Origin of the sequence: Bacillus sp. ISL-35, from assembly GCF_018613355.1 — a bacterium.
GTDB lineage: Bacteria > Bacillota > Bacilli > Bacillales > Cytobacillaceae > Mesobacillus.
On the sequence record NZ_JAGGQK010000004.1, the window covers coordinates 184842 to 208891 of the forward strand.

Annotated in this window: 18 protein-coding genes; 11 read left to right on the plus strand and 7 right to left on the minus strand. The window is 43.4% G+C overall.

All coding sequences use genetic code 11. The annotated features are described in order from the left end of the window. Positions 1-71 precede the first annotated feature (71 nt). The 4 genes from J7E38_RS07005 to J7E38_RS07020 all read left to right on the plus strand — a co-directional run bounded on the left by J7E38_RS07005 (position 72) and on the right by J7E38_RS07020 (position 4838). Complete coding sequence (locus J7E38_RS07005; RefSeq protein WP_214706083.1) at positions 72-1610, plus strand: xylose ABC transporter ATP-binding protein; 1539 nt, start codon at positions 72-74, stop codon at positions 1608-1610. Further along, the gene (locus tag J7E38_RS07010) at positions 1597-2751 is read left to right on the plus strand and encodes a sugar ABC transporter permease (RefSeq protein ID WP_483297162.1); all 1155 of its coding nucleotides are present in this window, start codon (positions 1597-1599) and stop codon (positions 2749-2751) included. The genes J7E38_RS07005 and J7E38_RS07010 overlap by 14 nt, the downstream gene beginning before the upstream one ends. Before the next feature lie 42 nt (positions 2752-2793). Beyond that, complete coding sequence (locus J7E38_RS07015) at positions 2794-3783, plus strand: Gfo/Idh/MocA family protein (protein WP_214706086.1); 990 nt, start codon at positions 2794-2796, stop codon at positions 3781-3783. A gap of 71 nt (positions 3784-3854) precedes the next feature. After that, positions 3855-4838 (plus strand): glycoside hydrolase family 43 protein, encoded by a 984-nt coding sequence (locus tag J7E38_RS07020; protein WP_353049943.1) that lies wholly within the window; start codon positions 3855-3857, stop codon positions 4836-4838. 52 nt (positions 4839-4890) lie between these two features. On the opposite strand, the gene J7E38_RS07025 is transcribed toward J7E38_RS07020, so the two are convergent. Next, the gene (locus tag J7E38_RS07025; protein ID WP_214706092.1) at positions 4891-6045 is read right to left on the minus strand and encodes an ROK family protein; all 1155 of its coding nucleotides are present in this window, start codon (positions 6043-6045) and stop codon (positions 4891-4893) included. Between the two features lie 303 nt (positions 6046-6348). Between J7E38_RS07025 and xylA the strand changes: the two genes are divergently transcribed. From xylA to J7E38_RS07050, 5 genes are all read left to right on the plus strand, one after another. Further along, complete coding sequence (xylA, locus tag J7E38_RS07030) at positions 6349-7680, plus strand: xylose isomerase (RefSeq protein WP_214706094.1); 1332 nt, start codon at positions 6349-6351, stop codon at positions 7678-7680. Positions 7681-7785: 105 nt separating this feature from the next. Continuing rightward, a complete protein-coding gene (gene xylB, locus J7E38_RS07035) occupies positions 7786-9285 on the plus strand; it encodes a xylulokinase (RefSeq protein ID WP_214706095.1) in 1500 nt (499 codons plus the stop codon). 243 nt (positions 9286-9528) lie between these two features. Next, on the plus strand, positions 9529-10563 hold the full coding sequence (locus tag J7E38_RS07040) for an aldose epimerase family protein (protein ID WP_214706097.1): 1035 nt from the start codon (positions 9529-9531) through the stop codon (positions 10561-10563). Between the two features lie 12 nt (positions 10564-10575). Next, positions 10576-11559, plus strand: coding sequence for an aldo/keto reductase (locus tag J7E38_RS07045; protein ID WP_214706098.1), 984 nt, complete (start codon positions 10576-10578; stop codon positions 11557-11559). Positions 11560-12410: 851 nt separating this feature from the next. Continuing rightward, positions 12411-13034, plus strand: a complete 624-nt coding sequence (locus tag J7E38_RS07050) for a YesL family protein (protein WP_214706099.1) — start codon at positions 12411-12413, stop codon at positions 13032-13034. Between the two features lie 107 nt (positions 13035-13141). Here the strand turns inward: J7E38_RS07050 and J7E38_RS07055 are convergent, their stop codons facing one another. The 5 genes from J7E38_RS07055 to J7E38_RS07075 all read right to left on the minus strand — a co-directional run bounded on the left by J7E38_RS07055 (position 13142) and on the right by J7E38_RS07075 (position 18943). Continuing rightward, positions 13142-14038, minus strand: a complete 897-nt coding sequence (locus tag J7E38_RS07055) for a carbohydrate ABC transporter permease (protein WP_214706100.1) — start codon at positions 14036-14038, stop codon at positions 13142-13144. Positions 14039-14052: 14 nt separating this feature from the next. Continuing rightward, positions 14053-14931, minus strand: coding sequence for a carbohydrate ABC transporter permease (locus tag J7E38_RS07060; protein WP_214706102.1), 879 nt, complete (start codon positions 14929-14931; stop codon positions 14053-14055). Positions 14932-15003: 72 nt separating this feature from the next. After that, positions 15004-16311 carry an extracellular solute-binding protein gene (locus tag J7E38_RS07065; protein WP_215038349.1) on the minus strand — a complete coding sequence of 436 codons (1308 nt, stop codon included), beginning with the start codon at positions 16309-16311 and terminating at the stop codon, positions 15004-15006. A gap of 108 nt (positions 16312-16419) precedes the next feature. Beyond that, positions 16420-17205, minus strand: coding sequence for a response regulator transcription factor (locus J7E38_RS07070; protein WP_214706106.1), 786 nt, complete (start codon positions 17203-17205; stop codon positions 16420-16422). Beyond that, positions 17195-18943 carry a sensor histidine kinase gene (locus J7E38_RS07075; RefSeq protein WP_214706108.1) on the minus strand — a complete coding sequence of 583 codons (1749 nt, stop codon included), beginning with the start codon at positions 18941-18943 and terminating at the stop codon, positions 17195-17197. Before J7E38_RS07075 ends, J7E38_RS07070 begins: the two co-directional genes overlap by 11 nt. A 348-nt stretch (positions 18944-19291) precedes the next feature. On the opposite strand from J7E38_RS07075, the gene J7E38_RS07080 reads away from it, so the two are divergent. Then, entirely contained in the window at positions 19292-20446 is a 1155-nt protein-coding gene (locus J7E38_RS07080) for an endo-1,4-beta-xylanase (RefSeq protein WP_214706111.1), read from the plus strand. A 107-nt stretch (positions 20447-20553) separates the two neighbouring features. Beyond that, positions 20554-21315, plus strand: a complete 762-nt coding sequence (locus J7E38_RS07085; protein WP_214706113.1) for a polysaccharide deacetylase family protein — start codon at positions 20554-20556, stop codon at positions 21313-21315. Positions 21316-21414: 99 nt separating this feature from the next. Here the strand turns inward: J7E38_RS07085 and J7E38_RS07090 are convergent, their stop codons facing one another. Further along, positions 21415-23925 carry an NEW3 domain-containing protein gene (locus J7E38_RS07090; protein ID WP_214706120.1) on the minus strand — a complete coding sequence of 837 codons (2511 nt, stop codon included), beginning with the start codon at positions 23923-23925 and terminating at the stop codon, positions 21415-21417. Between the last annotated feature and the right edge of the window lie 125 nt (positions 23926-24050).

Consider the following 24050-nt stretch of genomic DNA (forward strand, 5'->3'; position numbering starts at 1 on the left):
TTAAATTTGTTCGCCAGGAGTTTTTCTATCTGTAAAACTACGAAATTTAAGCTTAAGGTGGTGAAGCGGAAATGACACCCTATGCTCTCGAAATGAAGGGTATTACGAAGGAGTTTCCCGGAGTTAAAGCTTTGGACAATGTTACCTTTTCAGTACGTAAAGGTGAAATCCATGCACTTTGTGGTGAAAATGGTGCTGGCAAGTCAACCTTGATGAAAGTGTTAAGCGGGGTTTATCCGCATGGTACATATGAAGGGCAAATTTTAATAAATGGCCAGGAAGTTCAGTTTAAATCGATCAAAGAATCACAAGATGCCGGTGTAGCGATCATCTATCAAGAGCTGGCACTGGTGGAGGAAATGTCTGTGGCTGAGAATCTATTTTTGAGTCACGACTATATGAGAGCAAAAGTCATCAATTGGAACAGGATTTATTCAGAAGCACAAAAGTGGCTGGACCAAATTGGCCTGGATATTGATCCGCAGACGAGAGTGGGAGATTTGACCGTCGGAAAGCAGCAGCTGATTGAAATAGCGAAGGCTTTGACGAAAAGGACCGATATATTGATCCTGGATGAGCCGACAGCAGCATTGACTGAAAGTGATGTCGAGATTTTGATGAAGCTGCTCAATGATCTTCGGGCTAAAGGTGTTACTTGCATCTACATATCACACAAGCTTGGCGAAGTAATGGCACTGGCAGATACAGTCACGATTTTAAGGGATGGCCAGACAATCAGCACGGATCCAATTAATGAGCTATCAGAGGATAAGATCGTAACGAAGATGGTAGGCCGTGAGTTAAAAGAGCTGTTTCCATATGAAAAGCATCCCATCAGCAGTGAAAAGATCCTTGATGTTCAAAATTACTCAGCGTTCGACGAAAGCGGAAAAACGGTTATTGATAATGTGTCTTTTACCTTGAGAAAAGGTGAGATATTAGGAATTGCCGGATTGATGGGCGCAGGCAGATCTGAATTATTCATCAGTCTTTTTGGCGGCCTGAAAGGAAAGAAGCAGGGCACAGTTTCCATCGATAATAAGGTAATGGATATTAAAAAGCCGGCCGATGCCATAAAAGCAGGACTCGCCTATGTCTCTGAGGATCGTAAGCGATATGGCCTTGTGCTTGGCATGGATATTGCCAAGAATACGACATTGACGGCTTTAAATAAGGTCATGAAACTGAAGGTGATTGACCAGGCTCTTGAAGTTAAAAGCGCCTCTGAAATCAACAGCAGGATGAAGCTGAAAGCTCCGAACCTTGAAACAAAGGTGGGGCAATTAAGTGGAGGGAACCAGCAGAAAGTCGTTTTAAGTAAATGGATTCTGAATGACCCCAAGGTATTGATCCTCGATGAGCCAACGAGAGGGATTGACGTTGGTGCAAAATATGAAATTTACAAGATCATTAATGAGCTTGTCCAGCAGGGAGTAGGAATTGTCATGATTTCTTCTGAGCTGCCGGAAGTCCTGGGGATGTCAGACAGGATTCTCGTCATGTCTGAAGGGACCATTACAGGAGAACTCTCAAGAGACGAAGCGACACAGGAAAGAATCATGACATTCGCAACAGGAGGGAAGAAACGTGAATCAATTGCCAACAGTTGAGAATACAGCAAAGGTGAATAGAGGACTCAGCTTCAAGTTTGACATGCAGGCGTACACTCTTATCATTGCATTGGTTTTAATCGCGATTATTTTTGGCTTTTTTACAGGCGGCGAGTTCTTATCTTCGCGCAATATATCAAACTTATTTACGCAAATGTCCGTGATTGCGGTTCTTGCAATTGGGATGACTTTAATTATTGTCGCCGGCCATATTGACTTATCTGTCGGTTCATTAGTCGGTTTGACAGGCGGCATCGCTGCGATTTTACAGGTATGGTATGACTGGAACACATTGATGGCCGTGCTTGCTGCAGTCGTAATCGGGGCCGTCTTTGGCTTATGGCAGGGATGGTGGGTCGCTTACCGTGCCGTACCAGCCTTCATCGTTACCCTTGGAGGAATGTTAATCTTCCGTGGAATTTTGATTGGCCTCAGCAAAGGGCAGACGGTTGCTCCGATGAATGCCAGCTTCAAAGAGATCGGAAATAGCTATTTCCCTTACATTCCAGGATACATTCTTGCAGTCATCAGCATTGTCCTGCTCTTCTTTTGGACTGCGAGCAATCGTAAGAAGAGAGAAAGCATGGGGCTGATTCTGCCGTCTGCTAAAGTGGATTATGGAAAGATTTCCGCCTATTCGTTCTTCATTCTATTGATTACTTATATGTTGAACCGCTATCTGGGCATTCCGCTTCCTATTTTGATTGTAGTCGTCCTTGCCGGTATCTTTATTTTCATCTCCAACAAAACGGCATTTGGAAGATATGTATATGCAATTGGCGGCAATCAGGAAGCTGCTGCGCTTTCCGGTATTAATATTAAAAAGAACACACTCTGGGTTTTCATCACCATGGGTGCCCTTGCAGGGGTATCAGGTGTTTTATTGACAAGCAGATTAAACGCCGCAACAGTAAGCGCAGGTAACATGTATGAGCTCGATGCGATTGCAGCCTGTGTCATCGGCGGAACAAGCTTGATTGGCGGCAAAGGAAAAATTGTTGGAGCGCTGATCGGTGCATTGATCATGGCAAGTATTGATAATGGAATGAGCATGATGAACATCGAAACCTTCTGGCAGTATATTGTGAAAGGCTTGATTTTGATTGTCGCGGTTTGGATTGATATTTCAAGCAAGAAATAGGCAGTCCATTCACCAGGACGTATAATAAGGGAGGAATGTTCGATGCGAAAAATTAAATGGGGAATCCTTAGTACCGCTAACATAGCGCAGACGCAAGTCATTCCTGCCATTCAAAGATCTGCGAGTGCAGAGGTTGAAGCAATTGCCAGCTCGAATGGCAAGGCGGCTGCAGCAGCTGCGGAACTGAATATTCCCAGAGCATATGAAACATATGAAGAACTGCTGCAAGACCCGACTATCGATGCTGTCTATATTCCGCTGCCTAACAGCCTTCACCGGAAATGGGTTCTCGAAGCGGCCAGGAACGGGAAGCATGTTCTTTGTGAAAAGCCGGCAGCTCTAACTGCTGAGGAAATGATCGAGATGGACAGGTACTGCAAGGAACAGAATGTATTATTCATGGAAGCCTTTATGTACCAATTCCACCCTCAGCACGAGCGTGTTAAGGAAATCATCGCCTCTGGAGAAATTGGGGAGGTTAAGCTGATGCGAAGCAGTTTCTCCTTTTACATGGAGGACCGTGACACGAACATCCGCATGGATCGAAGTCTGGGTGGCGGCAGTATTTATGATATTGGCTGCTATTGCATCCATGCGATGCGGACGATTTTAGAAGCGGAGCCTGCGAATATCCATGTGCATGGTAAGCTTGACCCGGATACAGGCGTAGATGTTTCAGCTGTTGCCTACATGGAATTTGACCAAGGCATTCAAGGTGTCTTTGATTGTAGCTTTGAGGCATCATTCAGAAATGAATATGAGATAGTCGGAACAAAGGGAAGAGTCCTGGTACCTAATGCTTTCCGTCCGGATGTCAGTGACGGGGTAGGGTCGATAATAGTTGAATCTGAAGGCCAGCAAAGAACGGAGCAGGTTGAAGGAGATATTTATTTAGCTGAAGTAGATCACTTTTCAGAAGCCATCCTTGAAAAGAAACCGCTGATTTATCCAGCAGAAAAGACAATTGCAAATATGCGTGTCATTGATGCCTGCTATTCCTCTTTGAAAAAGGATGAAAAGGTCACAGTATAAAGATTGTGTAATAACTTGGGACATGGGAACTTTCCCCATGTCCTATCAATATGAACATGGAGGTTATCAGTGTGAAAAATTCCAAGCAGAATGAACCTTTGGTTACCCATATATTTACAGCAGATCCTTCCGCGCATGTTTTTGAAGGCAAGCTTTATATTTATCCTTCGCATGACCTTGATCATGATGAGCCTTCTAATGATAATGGTGATCAGTATAAAATGGAGGATTATCATGTCCTTTCCATGGAAGATGCCGATGCTCCATGTATTGACCACGGGGAAGTGCTTCATCTAAAAGATATCCCCTGGGCAAGCAAGCAGCTTTGGGCTCCTGATGTTGCATACAAAAATAATACCTATTATTTATTTTTCCCGGCGCGAGACCAAGAGGGAATCTTCAGGATTGGCGTCGCGACAAGCCAGAATCCTGCAGGGCCTTTCAAGCCTGAGCCGAACTATATTCCTGGAAGCTTCAGCATTGATCCAGCGGTGTTAGTCGATGAGGATGAAAAAGCATATGTTTATTTTGGCGGCCTTTGGGGAGGTCAGCTTGAGAAATGGCAGACAGGTACGTTCATCCCTGATGCTGAAGGCCCAGCACCGACGGCACCTGCTTTAGGACCGATCGTTGCTGAATTAACGGATGATATGCTGAATTTTAAAGGGGAACCAAAAGAGATCTCCATTGTCGATGAAGATGGCAATCCGATTTTAGCGGGTGACGAGGACCGGAGATATTTTGAGGGTCCGTGGGTCCATAAGTATAATGGTCTCTACTACCTTTCTTATTCAACGGGCACGACTCATAAAATTGTTTATGCTGTCAGCGAGAATCCACAGGGGCCATTTGTGTTCAAAGGCACGATTCTTACACCTGTCAGCGGCTGGACAACCCACCATTCGATTGTTGAGTTCAAGGATAAATGGTATTTATTCTATCATGACTGCTCGATGTCCGGCGGCGTGAACCATAAACGTTCGGTGAAGTTCACGGAATTAAAATATAATGAAGATGGAACGATCCAAACAATTGATCCTTATGCTGAGCGGTAAATTTAACAAAGAAAAACCCGATTCATTGGCTGAATCGGGTTTTGTTTGTTATCTATGCTTCTTCTGTTTTAATAAAATTGTCTACGACAAAAGCAGATACTCCCAGAGCAGTTGAATATTTTCCAAGCTTTGAAAACTCCAGGTGCGTCTCTTTTTGGTGGAAGGCAAGTGTATGGTTCTCGATCGTTGTAAGAATAGGCTGCTCAATCCATTCCCTTACCATGGCTAAACGGTTCCCAATGATCACTTGGTCAGGATTGAAGGTATTAATGATGTTATTGATTCCGAAGCCTAAGTACTGGCCAATCTTTTCAAAAAGGTCGATTGCTGATTTTTCGCCGTTTTGGGCAAGCTCAATCAGCGATTCCAGTGAATCAATACTTTCTCCGGCCATTTCCAGCAGGGCGTTTTCAGAGGCATAGGCTTCCCAGCATCCTCTGCTGCCACAGTTACAATGTTTCCCGTTCAATTCAATAATCATGTGGCCCATTTCACCTGAAAATCCACTTTTCCCCTGGTAGAGTTCATTGTTTAAAATAATTCCGACACCGATTCCAATTCCTGCACTGACATAAAGGATGTTTTCATAATCCTGGCCTGCGCCAAACTGCTGCTCGCCAACAGCCCCGGCATTTGCCTCATTTTCGATGATGATTGGGACATTGAACATCTTTTCCAGGTCATCTTTTAGTTGGATGTTCGTCCACCCTAAATTTGGAGCAAGCAGGACGGAGCCTTCTTTATTAACAATCCCCGGGACACCCACACCAATTCCGACAATGCCATATCTGCTCTCAGGCATGTCATTTATAAGCGATTGAATCATCGTTTGAACGTTATTCATAATCGCAGAATAGGAGGTTCGAGTTAAATTCTGGCTTTTTTCAACGATGATCTGTCCTTTTAAATCAGTTAATACCGCCAGGATATAATTGACGCCAATGTCAATGCCAATCGCATATCCAGCCTTTTTATTGAAATGGAGGATGACCGGCCTCCTGCCGCCGCTTGATACCCCTGGGCCAGATTCATAAATAAGATCTTCTTCTAATAATTCATTGACTAAAGAAGAAACAGTCGTCTTATTCAATCCTGTTACACCGGCGATATCCGCCCGGGAAATCGTCTCTTTTTCAATGATCAAACTCAGGACAAGTGCTTTATTATTTTTCTTTACAACATGCTGATTCCACGTCAAAGTTCCCACTTTTTTAACCCCTTATACGATAATATCTTTATTTTAACACAAACTTAGTTGTTCAAACATACAAACTTGTAATCATCCACTAAATAACTTTTCAAATCTAGAATGGGGGTAACGGTTATTGTGTAGTGTTGATTATGGGGGTTACTATGAACCTATTGATAAAACTTCAAAATTTCTTTAAGCTATCTTAGTTTATCAGATAGACAAACTAAGTATCGGATGCTATAATTTGTTTGTAGCAACGTTGTAGAAAAAACTTTTGTAAGCATTTACATTTATTAAAAACCAGGGAGGAATTACGGCATGGCTTATTTTGAATCAGTAAACAAAATCCAATTTGAAGGTCCACGCTCCAACAATCCTTTTGCATTTAAATATTATAATCCGGAAGAAAAAATCAATGGAAAAACAATGGAGGAAATTCTTCGTTTCTCTGTAGCGTACTGGCATACATTCACCGCTGATGGAACTGACCCATTTGGTGTGGGTACGGCAATCCGTTCATGGGACCGTTACCAGGGCATGGATCTGGCAAAGGCACGTGTTGAGGCTGCATTTGAACTTTTTGAAAAATTGAATGTTCCTTTCTTTGCTTTTCATGATGTGGACATCGCTCCAGAAGGCAGCACTTTAAAGGAAACCAATGAAAACCAGGACGAGATTGTTTCCATGATTAAAGGATACATGAAAACCAGCAAGACAAAGTTGCTCTGGAACACGGCGAATATGTTCACGAATCCACGGTATACTCACGGAGCTGCGACTTCTCCAAATGCAGATGTATTTGCATATTCTGCAGCGAAGGTAAAAAAAGGTCTTGAAGTGGCAAAAGAACTTGGTGCCGAAAACTATGTTTTCTGGGGCGGCCGTGAAGGCTATGAAACCCTGCTTAATACAGATATGAAGCTTGAACAGGACAACCTGGCCCGCTTCTTCCATATGGCAGTCGATTATGCAAAAGAGATTGGCCTGAATGTGCCATTCCTGATTGAGCCAAAACCAAAAGAGCCTACTAAGCACCAATACGACTTTGATGTTGCTACTGGTCTGGCTTTCTTGCAAAAATACGATCTGACAGATTACTTTAAGTTCAATATTGAAGCAAACCACGCTACACTTGCCGGCCATACTTTTGAGCACGAACTAAGAACGGCACGCATTAACGGAATGCTAGGTTCAGTGGATGCGAACCAGGGTGATACACTGCTTGGCTGGGATACAGATGAATTCCCGACAGATTTGTATACTAACACACTAGCAATGTATGAAATCCTGAAAAATGGCGGACTGGGAAGCGGCGGCTTGAACTTCGACGCAAAAGTAAGAAGAGGTTCTTTCGAGGCAGAAGATCTGTTCCACGCACATATTGCCGGCATGGATGCATTTGCAGTCGGCCTGAAAGTGGCAAACAAATTAATAGAAGATAAAGTGCTTGATAGCTTCATTGAAGAACGCTACAGCAGCTATACTACTGGAATCGGCTTAAAGATTGCAGAGGGCAAGACTAACTTCCGCGAACTTGAAGAATACGCTTATCAATTGAAGGAAATCAAAAACCTGTCTGGCAGAACAGAACGCTTAAAAGCGGTAATCAATCAATACCTGCTGGAAACTCTTTCAAGCGTAACAGTATAATTTTTAAATAAGCATTGGGGTTGTCTAAAAAGAGAAGTGCTAAGTCCTTACTGTGAGGGCCAGCCCTGTTAGACAGCCCCATTTCTATAAAATAGGAGGATCGCGATGAAATACGTCATCGGTGTGGACCTTGGCACAAGTGCCGTTAAAATACTGCTGGTCAATCAAAATGGGGAAGTGTGCAAGGAAGTTTCTAAATCTTATCCGCTGATCATTGAGAAATCTGGTTACAGTGAACAAAACCCTGAAGAATGGGTTGAAAAAACGACTGAAGGTCTTGCGGAACTTTTAGGCCAATTTGATGGGGAAGCCAGTGAAATCGAAGGCATCAGCTTCTCGGGGCAAATGCACGGACTTGTCTTATTAGACGAAAACCATCAGGTCTTAAGGAATGCGATTTTATGGAATGATACGAGAACTACGAAGCAATGTGAGGAGATTTACAGTGTTGTTGGCAAAGAGAGGCTGCTGGAGGTAACGAAGAATCCGGCATTGGAAGGCTTCACCTTGCCAAAGATCCTCTGGGTAAAAGAAAATGAACCGCAGGTATTCGAAACTGCCAGCACTTTTTTGCTTCCTAAGGATTATTTGCGTTATCGCATTACCGGGGAAATCCAGATGGAATACTCTGATGCTGCCGGAACTTTATTGTTGAACATGGCTGAGCGTCAATGGAGCCAGGAAATACTTGAGGCATTTGGACTTTCTGCTGAGTTTTGTCCTCCATTGGTGGAATCCCATGAATTCGTTGGCAACATTTCACCTGAATTTGCGAAGGCAACCGGGTTAGCGGAAGAAACAAAAGTGTTTGCAGGCGGTGCTGATAATGCTTGCGGTGCGATTGGCTCCGGGATTTTATCGGAAGGGAAAAGCCTGTGCAGCATTGGAACCTCTGGTGTTGTTCTGTCTTATGAAGAGAGAAATGACCTCGATTTTGCAGGAAAGGTTCATTATTTTAATCATGGAGAAGAGAATGCATATTACACGATGGGCGTCACGCTGGCAGCTGGTTACAGCCTAAGCTGGTTCAAGGATACCTTTGCTAAACAGGAAGAGTTTGATCAGTTTTTAGCGGGAGTGGATGAGGTGCCAGCCGGCAGCAACGGACTGTTATTTACTCCTTATATTGTGGGGGAGAGAACGCCGCATGCCGACTCAGCGATCCGCGGCAGCTTTATCGGAATCGATGCTTCACATGAACGGAAGCACTTTGCACGGGCTGTCCTAGAGGGAATTACATTCTCCTTGAATGAATCGATTGAGATTTTCAGAAGCAGCGGAAAGACGATTGATTCCATCATTTCCATCGGCGGCGGAGCGAAAAATGAAACATGGCTGCAAATGCAGGCAGATATCTTCAATGCGAAAATTGAAAAGCTGGCAAGTGAACAAGGGCCTGGAATGGGAGCGGCAATGCTCGCTGCATATGGCTGCGGATGGTTTCCATCATTGAAGGATTGCGCGAAAGCATTCATTCAAGTCTCTAAAACCTATGAGCCAATCCCGGAAAATGTTGAACAATATAAGAAGCTCTTTTCAATCTATCAAAATGTATACACACAGACAAAGACTCTTAATGACCAGTTAAGAGAATTCAGGAGATAACATCCCCCACTTATTGTGGGGCTTTCTTTTAAAAAGGCTCTTTTCTCAAACTTTGTTGCTATTGACTACAAAATGAGATTGAATGACCCAGGTTTCTTAACAAAATTGAAACTTATTATGAGAAAAGAGCTTACACACTTAAAAACGAACTGCAAAATGGCTTTATATCACGTTAAAATCGGCTTTAAGATTTTAACACCAATCTTTACGAAAACAGCCTTTAAAAAAGAGAGGAGGATCTGCATGGAAGTTTTGAAAGAGAAGTTCGGCCAGATTGGCAGCCAGCCTGTGCATTCATTCACTTTTAAAAATGATCATGGGATGGAAGTGACCGCCATTAATTATGGCTGTATCATCACGAAAATGAAAGTTCCTGATCGAGATGGGAAATTTGAAAATGTTGTCCTCGGCCATGACACGCTTGATGAGTATCTCAAAGATCCTTATTTTCTTGGTGCGGTGGTAGGACGGGTGGCAGGTCGCCTTAAGGGTGGCAGCTTTGAACTGGATGGTAAGAATTATACACTGGCCCAAAATGATAACAGTAACCATCTTCATGGTGGATTAAAGGGTTTCGACAAGGTGGTTTGGGATGCAAAAGTCATTGACGACGGTGTTCTGTTTTCCTATTTAAGCAGGGATGGCGAGGAAGGCTATCCGGGGAATTTATACATAGAAGTAACTTACAGACTGAATAACGATAATGAATTATCGATCCAGTATCGGGCGCAAACCGATCAAAAAACGCTGCTTACTGTTACGAACCACTCTTATTTTAACCTGAGCGGCAATTTGAAACGGGATGTTTTAGATCATTCCTTGTATCTGAAAAGTTCACGTTTTCTTGAACTGGATGAGAAATTCCTTCCGACCGGCAGTATGTTGGATGTGGAAGGTACGCCATTTGATTTTAGAAAAGGTGGTACGATAAAAACGGGAGCTGAATCGGATCATCCCCAAAATGTTCTCGTTGGAAATGGATACGATCATCCGTTACTATTGGATACAAATCATGATCATGAGATTGTACTGAAGGACCCTGATAGCGGGCGTACCCTGACAGTTGAAACGGACGAACCCGCTGTTGTCGTGTACTCGGGGAACTCTCTAAATGCGGAGGGGGAATTCAGGGGAGTACCTTCCAGAAAGCACTTGGGAATCTGTCTGGAAACTCAAGCCTATCCGGATAGCATCCATCACCCGGGTTTTCCGTCGATGGTTCTGGATAAAGGAGAAATGTATTCATCGATCACAAGATATAAATTTGGATTGGAATAAGGAGATGATGAAATGAAATACCGTGAATTAGGAAATACCGGGATCAAGATCAGTGAAGTGAGCTTTGGAACATGGGCAATCGGCGGATCTTGGGGAAAGACGAATGATGCAGAAGCGTTAGGGTCCCTGGAGTACGCGATTGACCAGGGTGTCAATTTCTTCGATACTGCCGATGTTTATGGCGACGGCCATAGTGAGGAATTGTTAGCGAAGGCCACGAAAGGCAAGGAAGACCAGATTCATATCGCGACAAAATTCTGCCGACAGGGTGATATATTCGATCCGAAAAATTACAGCTATGAAACAGTCAGGGCTTATCTCGAAGATAGCCTTCGCCGTTTGAACAGGGAAGCGATTGATTTGTATCAAATCCATTGCCCGGCAACAGAGATATTACGGGATGGCAGTGTTTTTGACGTGCTTGACCGTCTCCAGGAAGAAGGGAAAATCCGTCACTATGGAGTCAGTGTCGAAACGGTGGAAGAAGGACTGATCAGCCTTGAAAATCCAAACGTCAAAAGCCTGCAAATCATTTTTAATATGTTCCGCCAGAAACCGCTGGAAACATTGATTCCTCAGGCCTATCAAAAAGGCGTCGGACTGCTGGTGAGGTTGCCGCTTGCAAGCGGACTGCTGACAGGTAAATTTACGGCTGGGCATGTGTTCGAAGAAGATGACCACCGCCGCTTCAATGAAAATGGAGAGGCCTTTAATGTGGGAGAAACCTTTGCCGGTCTTGGGTTTAAGAAGGGTGTCGAACTGGCCGACCAGCTGAAGTGGATTGCCGAAGACCGCCAATCAATGGCGAGTGCAGCATTACGCTGGATTCTCGACCAAAAAGAAATTACCTGTATCATTCCTGGATTTAAAAACATTGATCAAGTAAAGGATAATCTTGGCGCACTGGAAACCAAACCATTCACAGAAGAAGAACTGCAGACAATCCAGCGTTTTTATCAGGAGAATGTTAAGGATTTTATTAGGGGGCCTTACTGATACTTTTAATAGCTCGAAAGGTACCCTTATGAAGAAGGAACGGGTCGCATAAGGGTATCTAATAGCGAGAAAGGTACCCTTATGAGAAGGAAAGAGCCACATAAGGGTATCTGATAGGCCGAAAGATACCCTTATGAGGGAGGAAAGAGCCACATAAGGGTATCTAATAGCCCGAAAGATACCCTTATGAAGAAGGAAAGGGTCACATAAGGGCATCTATTAGCCCGAAAGATACCCTTATGAAAAAGGAAAGGGTCACATAAGGGTATCTAATAGCCCGAAAGATACCCTTATGAAGAGGTAAAGAGCCACATAAGGGCATCTATTAGCCCGAAAGATACCCTTATGAAGATGAAAAGAGCTACATAAGGATACCATTAGCCCGGAAAGATACCCTTATGAAGATGAAAAGAGCTACATAAGGATACCATTAGCCCGGAAAGATACCCTTATGAGGAAGGAATGGACCATATAAGGGTACCATTATCCAGGAAAGATACCCTTATGAAGATGAAAAGAGCTACATAAGGGTCCCATTAGCCCGGAAAGATACCCTTATGTGAGAGAAAAGAGCCCCATAAGGGTACCATTATCTAGGATAGATACCTTTATGAAGAGGGAAAGAGTCACATAAGGGTATCAAAGCTAGAAATGGTACCTTCCTAAATAAATCGACAAGTAACCGGGGCACAAATTTATTTTTTGTGCTTTCTTTTTTGATTTTAATCGGTAGATGCTTAGTCCAACTGTTTTATAATATTTGCAAGGGGTATTCCGGACAAGACAAGCCTCTTAAAAGCTAATGAGTGTGCTATAAGGAAATATGATTGGACTGTGGTTGGAGGGATTGGATGAATACGTTGGCAAACCGGGCATTTGCAGCTGCGGAATGGATTACGAAATTTGCCTATATAAATCTTTTATGGATTGGCTTCTCGCTGGCGGGTCTCATTGTCCTGGGATTTTTCCCGGCAACGGTTGCGATGTTTACGATCATTCGCAAATGGCTGAAAGGGGAGACAGAGCTTCCGATATTTCGGACCTTTTGGACAACCTGGAAAATGGAGTTTTTCCGCAGCAATGGTTTAGGATTGCTCGTAGCTGCGGTAGTTGGGCTGATTGTTTTTAACCTGGTCTTCGTAGAAAAGTCAGTAACCGGATTTACAAGTGTGATTCAAATACCCATCTATTTGTTCATGTTTGCCGCCGGCATGACCATTCTGTATCTATTCCCGGTATATGTCCATTTTGAATTGAAGTGGTTCCAGATGGTCAAAAATTCATTCCTGATGATGCTGATCAGCCCAATTGAAAATATCGTGATGATTGCAGGGATTGTTGCCGTGTTATTCGTGGTGAAATTCATCCCAGCATTAGGCATCTTCTTCGGCGGCAGCCTCATAGCAGCCATTATTATGTCCGCCACCTATCTCGTTTTCGGAAAGATGGAGAGGAAAAGAAGTCTGTCTGAGTAAAAAATATAAGTCGTGAAAAGGACCCGATGATGCCATTGGGTTCATTTTTTTTTGCATAAAAAAAAAAGACAGATACAAAAGATCCTTTTGCATCTGTCTTCTCCATATCAACCCTTCACAGATCCAGCTGCCATCCCCTCAACAATCTTGTCACTCAAGAACAAGAAAGCTAAAAGAATTGGCACAATACTGATGACTAGAGTTGCGCCAATCGCGCCCCAATCTGTTAAGTATTGACCTACGAAGTTATTGATTCCAACCGTCAGCGTCTTCCAGTTGTCAGAACTGATGAAGGTGTTTACAAACACGAATTCATTCCAGTTGTAGATCATATTGATGATTGCAGTTGTTGACAGGACAGGTACGGTCATTGGCAGGGTGATCTGGAAGAAAATCCGGTGGACTGAGCATCCGTCCATGACCGCTGCTTCTTCGATTTCACGCGGGAAGGTCCTGTAAAAGCCGAGCAAAATCATGATCGTTAATGGCAGGTTGAATGCCGTATAAGATAAGACAATCGATACAGGGCTATTAATTAGACCAGCATTGTTATACATATTGAACAAAGGAATCAAGGTCGAATGCAGTGGAATCATATAGGCTACCAGGAACAATCCCAGAACAAGGCCGCTAAGCTTCCAGCTCATGCGTGTAACGGCAAATGTCACGAAACTGGCCAGGATGATCGTAAGGGCAACGGATAAAACGGTGATCCACACGCTATTGAAGAAATAAACCCCGATGTTGCCGGAAGTCCAGGCCTTTGTATAGTTGCCCCATTGCGGGTCTTGAGGCAGCGAGAAAGGTGACATCCCGAATACTTCCTGATTGGTTTTCAATGAAAAGAACAACAGCCATACCAACGGGTAAATTTGAATGACAGCAAATAACCCTAATATTAGATAAAGAAATCCAAATCCGATTTTGTTCAAGTAAGACTTCTTTATTTTTTGAGGGGCGGGTAGGGTTGTTGTGGTTGCTGGTTGTGTACTAACCTGACTCATTCTATTTCACTCCCTTAAAATTGAACATCGTCTTTAGATTTCGTTAATTTCGAAATTAACCACGTCATGAAGAGTGCGATCACCAATAGTCCAAAGCCGATGGCACTGCCATAACCGAAATTATTCAATTTAAATGCTTCTTTGTACATGTAGGACGCCATTACTTCACTGGCTCCGTTAGGGCCTCCGCCGGTCATGACATAAATCAAATCAAAATATTTCAATGATCCCACTACTGCCAGCATGATGGTCACTTTAAAGACTCCGGAGATCAGGGGCAGTTTGATTTTATAAGCAATCTGCCATGAGTTGGCGCCATCAATTTTCGCTGCTTCAATGATTTCATCTGGTACGTTCTTTAATGCAGCATAATAGATAAGAATGTAAAACCCTGCAAACTGCCAGATAATCGGAATGAAAATCGCATATAGCGCGATCTCAGGGTCTGCCAGCCAAATTGGCGTGTTTTTGACACCGAACATTTCAAGTAATTTATTGGCCATCCCGTTTGTTGGATCGAAAATCTTCATCCAAAGCTGGGCGATGGCGACTGAGGATAATAGCATCGGGATCAGGTATATTTTCCTCAATAAATCTGATCCTTTGATTTTACTGGCTAAAACCAGCGAAATGGCCAGGTACAGCAGCAAGCTTGCTGTAGAGAATATAGCTAAAAGAAAAGAGTGATAGGTACTTGTCCAGAACATTTTATCCTGGATAAGGGTGATATAGTTATCCAGCCCAACAAATGTCATCTCGCCGATTCCGTCCCAGTCCATGAAGCCATAGTAGCCTGATAATACAATCGGAATATAGATAAGGGCGAGGATCAGCAGTAATGCTGGGAGCGTATAAAGGGCGATCACGTATTTATTCGACATAACATTTTTCATGTTGCAGCCGCCTTCCTTTCTATAAAGAAGAGAGCATATTCATCAGCAATATGCCCTCTTTCTAAGCAAGTATTATTTCTCAGCAGCAAGTGCTTCTTCTTGCGTTTTTGCGAACTTTTCAGGAGTTGTCTGTCCGCCGAATAATGCCTGAATCTGGTTCAAGTGAACATCTGCTACGCCGGCAGACATCTGAACATCTGCATATAGAGTAAGGTTCGTCGCATTTCCTAGGTCATTCAGGATGTCAATGTACATTGGATGAAGCTCGCCATTTGATGTATCAACGACTGTAGCAGGGATGACACCAGCGTCAACTACAGAACGCTTGCCCCATTCTTCCACCAGGTAGGAGACAAATTCTTTCGCTTCGTCTTTCACCTTTGATTGTTCAGATACGAACAGTCCAACACCAGGTCCGCCTACATAGCTGTCGATATCGCCTTTTCCGCCTTCATAGGTTGGGAACTTGAAGTAACCGATTTTGTCCTTGAATTCCTGAGAGACATCAGGAGTTGTTGTATAGTTTGGAAGCTCCCATGTTGCCATCAAGTACATAGCAGCTTGTTCATTCATGAAGTAACCTTTTGCTTCATCATTGGACAGGCCGTTGTAGCCTTTAACGAATGCGCCCATCTTGACAAGCTTTTCGATTTCTTCAGCTGCCTTGACTAGAGCTGGATCTTCAAAGCTTCCGGAACGGTTGATTGCATTGTTCAGAGCTTCTGGTCCGCCAATGCGGTCAGCAAGGTACATATACCACATGGAGCCAGTCCAGCGGTCTTTGTTTCCTAAAGTGATCGGAGTAACTTTGTTATCAGCAAGTGTTTTGACAACATTCAGGAACTCATCATATGTCTTTGGAACTTCCAGGTTATATTTTTTGAAAATTTCTTTGTTGTAATAAACAGGGGTGATGTTTAATTCAAGAGGTACAGCGTATGGCTTTTCATCAACTGAGAAAGCATCAAGCGTACCGGCAACGAAATTGTCTTCTTTAGCAATGTCATCTAATGGAGCGAACATTTTACCATCAACGAAAGGCTTCATATATCCTGCCGCCCAGGTGATGCCAACGTCCGGCAGTTCATTTGAAGCAGATAGTACTTTGATTTTCTCTTTGTACTGCTCATTGCCTAGAATTTCGGTCTGAATGTCTACATCTGGATGTTCTTTTTCATAAGCATTGATAATGTCATCGACAATTGTGTATTGTGCATTTGAACTTCCTTCAGGCCATAGATGCATCATTTTCACGACAGTTTTATCTCCGCTGGATCCCTTTGTATCGCCAGTGGAACCAGTAGAGGAAGAACAGCCTCCCAAAATCAGCCCGCCTGCCAGTGCCAAGGTCATCACAGAGGAAAACGCTTTCTTTTTCATCAATCCAAAACCCCCTCAATGTATGTGTGTCTATTCGCTACAGTTAAAGTCTAACACCAGGGAGAAAATCAAAATAGGCAACTATGATTAGGAAAAATACTACTATTTTTAGAAAGCCCTTTCATTTTCTGTTTTTCGATACGCACTTGGTGTCATACCCTCAATTTCCTTGAAGATTTTAATAAAGTACTTTGCCGTTTTATAGCCGACTTCCTCTGCTATTTCATTAATCGGAAGGGTAGTCGAAAGGACTAATTCTTTTGCGCGCTGAATCCTTCGTCTTGTCACATATTCGCTGAAATTCAGGTCGACTTGCTCCTTGAAAAGTACACTGAAATAGCTAGGATTCAGATGGACATGTGCAGCAACATCCTTCAACGTGAATTCTTCCTTTAGGTTCCGTTCAATATAGATCATGGCCTTGCGGATGGTATCTTTGGTTGAATCCATCTTGGTGCTGGCATCGACTATTTTTTTATCGACCACTTTTTCAATCAATCCGGCCCTTTCTTGTTTCTCCATGATTTTTACAGCATCCTCGACTGCTTCAATTAGTTTCTTTTTCCCGATGGGCTTTAAAAGGTAATTGACGACACCGAGCTTTAAAGCTTGCTGTGCATACTCAAATTCGGAGTAAGCGGATATGACGATCACGACCGGAGCCATCCCGTTTTCTTTCAGTTTTTTCAATAACTGAAGCCCAGTCATTTCCGGCATCCGGATATCAGATAGTAAAATATGAATCTTTCTTTCCGCGGCAATCCGCAGGACATCCTCACCGCTATCTGCAATGAGGATGGTGTATTCACCGTTGTTCCAGCTGTCCAGTGTTCTTTGCAAGCCCTGTCTCGTTCTTGGCTCGTCATCCACAATCAAGATATTTTTAGACAACATTCTTTTCTTCCCCCTCAATCGGTAGTTCGAATGAAATCTGAGTTCCCTTGTCTAACTCACTCTCTATCAAAAGGTCTGTATGTGAAATGCCCTGGTAATATAATTTTAAGCGCTTGTAGACATTTGAAATGGCCATTCCCTTTCCGCTCGCAGAGGATGTCCCGCCAGATTCGATTGACTGGACAATCTGTGATAGCCGCTCCTTGTCCATCCCGGATCCATCATCCTTTACGATGATACGAATCCGTTCTTTATTTTTGACGGGTTCCACAATGACAGAAATCTGGCAGTTTCCTGTTTTATTTCCAGCTCCATGGAGGGCTGCGTTTTCCACCAGTGGCTGGATAATTAGCTTAGGAATTCTGACAAGCTCATATTTTTCCGGAACCGAGACATGCCATTTCAACCGGTTGCCAAAGCGCATTTTCATGATTTCCATATAGTCGCTGATGTGTTTGATTTCGTCCTTCAGGTACACCCAGTCATCATCGGTTTCTTTTGTAATGGTGTAACGGAATAAATCCGACATCGCGACAACCAGTTCAGCAAGCTCTTCCTCATCTTTCTCATCAAGAGACCAATGAAGCGCATCAAGGGTGTTGAAAAGGAAATGCGGGTTGATTTGCGCCTGGAGCGCTTTTAATTCACTTTGGCTTCTTAAAATCTCTTTCTGGTAAACCATTTGCATCAAATGGTTGGTTTCTTTCACCAGCTGGTTATAGGTGCTGTTTAATTCATTGATTTCATTGACGGAATAAACTTCCGGATTCAGTGTTAATGACCCATCTCCGGCACGCCGCATCGTTTTGGTCAATCTTTGTATCGGACTTGTAATAAGGGTTGATAGGAAGAAGGAACTGATGGTGAAAATAAACAAGCCAACAACTCCAGATAAAATGATGCCATTCCGAATCCAGGACATTCCTTCAGTCAGTTCACTGACAGGGGTTAAAATATAGACAGTCCAGCCCGTAATTTTGGATAATTGTTTTGTTACGATATACTCCCGCTCATTTAGCTGCACATTGTTTTCATTGCTTTCAATGATGCTTTTGATATCTCCAGAATAATTTTGGATGATCGGATTTTGATATTGATCCAAAAGAATCGAGTATTGGTCGTTGTCATATTTTTCATTGGCAAAATGGAAATGGTCCCGGTTAATGCTGATTAAAAGATAACCGCCGCTTCTATATTGTCTTTCCATTAGATTAACTCTCCGGATGGCGAGGAAGTAGTTCTTGTCATTTGGATCTTCACCTATCCAAACGATCCGGCCTTTTGCCTTGTTGGCTTCCTCAATCCACTTTTTGCCGATTCGATTCCTCAGCTCGTCCTCATCAAGGGGGAGGACCCGCTGTTTTTTATCAGAAAACAGCTGAAAGGAAAAAATACCATCCGTGTTCCCGATGATCCTGTTGATATGTCCCATTAAACGCTGCCTGTCTTCGAAAGATACATGTCTGCCGTCATGGACATCCGTTAGGATTCTTTGAACCTCTTCGTCTGTTATCACAAGCTTTGAGTTCATATTGATCTGCTCATATAGAGATTCAATTCGCCCGTTGGCTTCAATCGCTACCTGTTGTATTTGCTTTTCCGCATTGTTCTGCAGCAATGCTGATACTTGTCCTAATGTTAGAAGACTGACAATCAGTAATACGATGATCATGACAATCAAAAAGATAAATAGAATCTGGTTGCGTAAGGTGTTCCATTTTTTTAGTTGATTCAGCACGGCGGTTCGCCTTTCTTAGCTATTAGTGGTTGTTTTAACTATTATATCTCCTTTCCTGGTAACTGGTGAGATGTCTATTTCAGGTAAGTTAATATAAAAATCAGAATCCATCTAGTTCTATTTTATCATTTTTATAGAAAACTTTAAATTATTAGTTTATTAAGTGGATAAACTAAGTTTTGTGCTGTTATAATCTTACATACGTCAGGTAACGGCTGCTAAAAATTTTTTTACACCTCTGTGAAAGCCCTTTCTTTTGTTCCTGGCCAAGCAAACTAATGAGGGGGGAGAATTCGTCAGGCCTGTAAAAAATGCAAAAACAATTTTAGAAAGAGGGGAATTCCTAACATGTTAAAAGTATTGCGTAAACCATTTCTTACTGGATTGGCTTTAGCCCTATTTTTACCTGCTGGACTATCCAGTGCATCAGCAGCTGAACCGGTCAGTGCACTGGATGTCGATGTTGAACTCGATGAAAGGTATGCAGATTCATTCGATATTGGGGCAGCTGTTGAGCCGTCCATGCTTGAAGGGAAGGACGCTGCCGTTCTAAAACGCCATTTTAACAGCATTGTTGCCGAGAATGTCATGAAGCCAATCAATATCCAGCCGGAAGAAGGGAAGTTCACCTTCGAGGAAGCAGATAAAATCGTCAAGTTTGCGAAAGAGAACGGCATGGAGCTGCGGTTCCACAATCTTGTGTGGCATAGTCAAGTCCCTGAATGGTTCTTCCTTGATAAAGAAGGAAACAAGATGGTCGATGAAACAAATCCTAAACAGCGTGAAAAGAATAAAAAGCTATTGCTTAAACGATTGGAGACTCATATCAAAACCATCGTAAAGCGTTATAAAAATGATGTCAGTTCGTGGGATGTAGTCAATGAAGTAATTGATGAGTACGCTCTTAATGAAAAGGGCTTGCGTGAATCACCATGGTATCAAATCACTGGAACAGATTATATTAAAGTAGCCTTTGAAACAGCGAATCGCTTTGCCGCAAAGGACGCCAAGCTTTACATCAATGATTATAACACTGAGGTGGAACCGAAGAGAACTCACTTGTACAATCTGGTGAAGGAATTGGTTGAAGAGGGTGTTCCAATCGATGGAGTCGGGCATCAGGCACATATCCAAATCGGCTGGCCATCTCTTCAGGAAATCGAGGATTCCATTAATATGTTTGCCGGTTTAGGCCTTGATAACCAAATTACGGAGCTTGATGTTAGCCTTTATGGCTGGCCGCCAAGACCTGCATATCCTGCTTATGATGAAATCCCTGCAAGTGAATTCGAACGCCAGGCACTCCGCTATGATCAGCTATTCCAGCTATACGAAAAGCTGGGAGACAAGATCAGCAGCGTGACATTCTGGGGTGTGGCAGATAATCATACATGGTTGAATGACCGTGCAGAAGAATACAATGACGGTGTTGGAGTGGACGCGCCATTTGTGTTTGATAATGAATACAATGTCAAGCCGGCTTATTGGGCTATTATTGACTAGAAAGCAAAAATAATAGTTTGTAGTTTCTGTTTCCTTAGGATTTTCTGCCTGCACTTTGTTGTTCAAAACAACAAAGTGCAGGCAGCCGAAAATAGGAGGGAATGCTGATGAAAAAACTCAAAGGACTGTTTATGGCTTTGATTCTATTACTAATTGCAAGTACCCAATACCAGCTGCCAGCCAGTGCTAAACAAACTAAAAAGGTAGAAATTCCGGTCCTGCTCTATCATGTGGTAAAGCCTGATCCAGACCCAAATAACCCATACCAATTCAGCCTGGAAGAATTCGAAAAACATATGGCCTACCTTCATGAAAATGGCTACCGTACGCTGACAATGAAGCAATATTTCAACATCCTCGACAAGAAAGCTGCCATGCCAAAGAAGCCGATTCTGCTTACCTTTGATGACAATTCGAATGATTTCTATCCGTACGTCTATCCAGTTTTACAGAAATACGGAATGAAGGCGACTCAATTCACAGTTTCGACCTGGGTGGACGGAAGCTGGAATATGACTTCAAACGAGCTTCTGACCGTGATGGAAAACGGAATAGACATCCAGAACCATTCAGTTACCCATCCAGCCCTCGCCGACCTTAGCAGGGAGCAGCAATACACAGAAATCAATGAAGCAACAAAATTCCTTAAAGACCTGACAGGCAAAACAACAAATACCTTTGCCTATCCTTATGGAAGCTATAATGCCGATACAATCTCCGTACTAGAAGAATTGGGATTCAAAGGCGCATTCAAAGTAGGCGGCGGAATCAGTACAGACCAGAGTAACCGATATGAATTGCCGCGGATTATGATCCTGCAAGAACATACATTGGATGATTTTGTTCGAATGGTGGAGACAGGGTATTAGGGAGACGTGGGGATGATCCTGTGTGGTACCTAAATGATAGAAATATGAAACACCAAAAACAACCATCCACCAAAAAGGCGGATGGTTGTTTTACTTAGTTTATTCCTGTGAACCATAACTAATTAAGTTCGTAAAAATCCTATACCCTCCAGGCACTTGCCCCTGGATCTGGCGGTAGAATACAAGGTTTGTATAAAGGTAGGTTCCTTTGCCGTAGTTCGCCATCAGGATGCCGCCGTCGAATGCGTCTTCGCCTGGGTCAGCCATGCTGACGAATGTCTGGTATTCTGGTCCCCATGCCATAGGGTAGTAGAGTCCTCTTTCCTGGATCCAGTTATCCCAGTCGCTGTCTGTAATTTTGTTTGGATAATTGAACAGCGGTGATTCTGGCTGGAGGACGTTTACTTTTGCGTTTTCATCGGTTACGCGCCATTTAATCGACACGTTTCCGATTGTTAATGGATATGGTGCAGTGGTGTCTTTATTCCAGCCATCGTTTGGCTTGTGATACTGGACGACCAGGTGTCCGCCGTCTTCAACGTATTTCAGCAGGCGGGCATTGTTTGCGATCAGATCGGCTCTTGACAGGTATGCGCGGATGCCGACTACAATCGTGTCATACTGGCTTAGATCTGCTGACGCCAGATCGGCTTCGGTCAGTTTGGTGATATTCATGCCGGCATTTGATAAATAGTCAGCAACCAAATCGAAGCCGCTGTCGATATAGCCGACTTTCAGGTTATCATTTGTCAGCAGTTCGAATGCTACGCCATTCACCTGGGCAGGGTACTGATAATAGAATGTGCCGATATGGTCGTAGCTGATTTCCTGGATCGTTGAATTGAAAGTTTTGCCGTTCACTGCCACTTCAGCGTCAATATTGAAGTCTCCTGATTGAATGCCTTCAGGCGGTGAAAGGGTGAACGCTACTTCTTTTTCCTCGAACTGGGCACTGAAATCAACGGTGGCGGTTTTCGGTTCTACTTCCCAGCCTTCAGGTGCTTTAAGAGACACAACGGCTTGTGATGCTCCGTTAAAATAGTTCTTCACTTTTGCCGTAACCGGGATTTCATCCTGGACATTGGCTGTGTTGACGATGATATCCTCTGGGTTTAAGGTAACGGCAGCGTCTGGCAGGACTGCGATGGTGCCTTCGAGCTGTTTTACTTGTTCAACGGAAGCACCTTTATTTTTGTATGACACTTTTGCCTGTAAAACTGGTTCTTTATACGCATGATAGAACTCAGCATCTTCAGGGACGGACACATCGAAAGTTAGGATTGCGGTTTTGCCTGGTGCCAAATCAGCATCTTTTGCTTTTGAGGTAATGGTCCAGCCTTCAGGTGCCAATAATTCAACATTCAAATGCTCGAGCTTCTGCGAGCCATTGTTCTGTAGTGTAACAGTAACGGTAGTATCCTGGCCTTTTGTCAGGACAGTGGAAGCTGCTTCCGCCTTCACATCCAGGCTGGATGATACGAAGCTTGCAGTTTGGAGCTGCTCTTCTTTCAGGCTAAGCTTGTGAAGCAAATCAGTTTTCAGTTCATCATCAAGCTTTGCGTTTTCTGTCTTCTTTTGCAGGCGGGTGACATCTTTCAAAGCTTTCTGTGTTTGTGTGAATACTGCATCTCTGTCAGGATAGGAATCAATGATGAATTCAAGCTGATCCTGAAGTTTTGTGTACTGCACTGATAGAGAGTTCGCGTTCTTTGGAAGAGTTTTGGCCCATTCGGCCAAGTCATATGGAACACCTGCAAAAAGTTCATTGCTGTTGTTTGTGTCAACAGCGCTGTAAAGCAATTCTAGGTGAGTCTCGCGTGGTGCGACAGGGATGTCATTGCCCATTCCCTGGCTTTTATGCATGTAGCGGGATGCTTCTCCCAGCTGTGGGTAGGACATTTGATAAATTGGATCGTACATTCCAATTTCAATGGAAGTGGTGGCCGTGTCTTTTGATTCGGCAGGGAGGAAAAGCTTTTTAATCTGCCATACTGATAATCCTTCTTTTAACTGTTCAGGATAGACTGAAGGATCTGCTGCGTCTTCAAACGCTTTCTCGCTCAGGATTTCCATCGCGCGGTGGTGTCCGTGCTGTGTCGGGGAGTTCCTGAATGAAGGCATGACGATATCCGGCTGATATGTCCGGATGAAACGGATCAGGCGTTCATAAGCAATATCTTCATCCCATTTTTCAAGTGTTTCATCAGGGCTCTTTGAAAAACCGAAGTCGTAGATTGCATCGTTTGTGGTTTCGCTTAAGTGATATGCGGTAACACCAGTGATTTTAGCGGCTTCGATCATTTCGCGGGAACGGATGATTCCAAGGCCGTTTCCAAGCTCATTGCCAATTTCATTTTGGCCGCCTTCACCGCGGTTTGCGATCATGCTGGCTGTTTTAACGCCGAGTCCTCGTGACAGATACGCTAAAAAGTCGCTTCGCTCATCATCGGGATGTGCGCCGGTATTCAAGAAGGTCACGGTCGTATCGAGAGGCTTCACTGCATTCCAGAGATCAACGTCAGGCTCCTGGGTCTTGGCAGCTGAACTGCTTAATGGCAGCATGGAAACGACTAACAATAAAGAGAGCAAACCAATAAAGTACTTCCTCATTCTTGTAACCCCTTTCATTTTTGAGTTTTGCTGAGAAATATTGAACACTCCTTCCTCTGTATGTAATTGTAGGTTAGTTAATCTGCCTAACTAACAACAGATATAATACCTAATTCAAGATAATC

What these genes read in the sequence shown, in the direction of transcription:
- J7E38_RS07005 (WP_214706083.1), top strand. Translation starts at nt 72, where the DNA reads ATGACACCCTATGCTCTCGAAATGAAGGGTATTACGAAGGAGTTTCCC.
- J7E38_RS07015 (WP_214706086.1), top strand. Translation starts at nt 2,794, where the DNA reads ATGCGAAAAATTAAATGGGGAATCCTTAGTACCGCTAACATAGCGCAG.
- xylA (WP_214706094.1), top strand. Translation starts at nt 6,349, where the DNA reads ATGGCTTATTTTGAATCAGTAAACAAAATCCAATTTGAAGGTCCACGC.
- xylB (WP_214706095.1), top strand. Translation starts at nt 7,786, where the DNA reads ATGAAATACGTCATCGGTGTGGACCTTGGCACAAGTGCCGTTAAAATA.
- J7E38_RS07040 (WP_214706097.1), top strand. Translation starts at nt 9,529, where the DNA reads ATGGAAGTTTTGAAAGAGAAGTTCGGCCAGATTGGCAGCCAGCCTGTG.
- J7E38_RS07045 (WP_214706098.1), top strand. Translation starts at nt 10,576, where the DNA reads ATGAAATACCGTGAATTAGGAAATACCGGGATCAAGATCAGTGAAGTG.
- J7E38_RS07050 (WP_214706099.1), top strand. Translation starts at nt 12,411, where the DNA reads ATGAATACGTTGGCAAACCGGGCATTTGCAGCTGCGGAATGGATTACG.
- J7E38_RS07055 (WP_214706100.1), bottom strand. Translation starts at nt 14,038, where the DNA reads ATGAGTCAGGTTAGTACACAACCAGCAACCACAACAACCCTACCCGCC.
- J7E38_RS07060 (WP_214706102.1), bottom strand. Translation starts at nt 14,931, where the DNA reads ATGAAAAATGTTATGTCGAATAAATACGTGATCGCCCTTTATACGCTC.
- J7E38_RS07065 (WP_215038349.1), bottom strand. Translation starts at nt 16,311, where the DNA reads ATGAAAAAGAAAGCGTTTTCCTCTGTGATGACCTTGGCACTGGCAGGC.
- J7E38_RS07070 (WP_214706106.1), bottom strand. Translation starts at nt 17,205, where the DNA reads ATGTTGTCTAAAAATATCTTGATTGTGGATGACGAGCCAAGAACGAGA.
- J7E38_RS07080 (WP_214706111.1), top strand. Translation starts at nt 19,292, where the DNA reads ATGTTAAAAGTATTGCGTAAACCATTTCTTACTGGATTGGCTTTAGCC.
- J7E38_RS07085 (WP_214706113.1), top strand. Translation starts at nt 20,554, where the DNA reads ATGAAAAAACTCAAAGGACTGTTTATGGCTTTGATTCTATTACTAATT.
- J7E38_RS07090 (WP_214706120.1), bottom strand. Translation starts at nt 23,925, where the DNA reads ATGAGGAAGTACTTTATTGGTTTGCTCTCTTTATTGTTAGTCGTTTCC.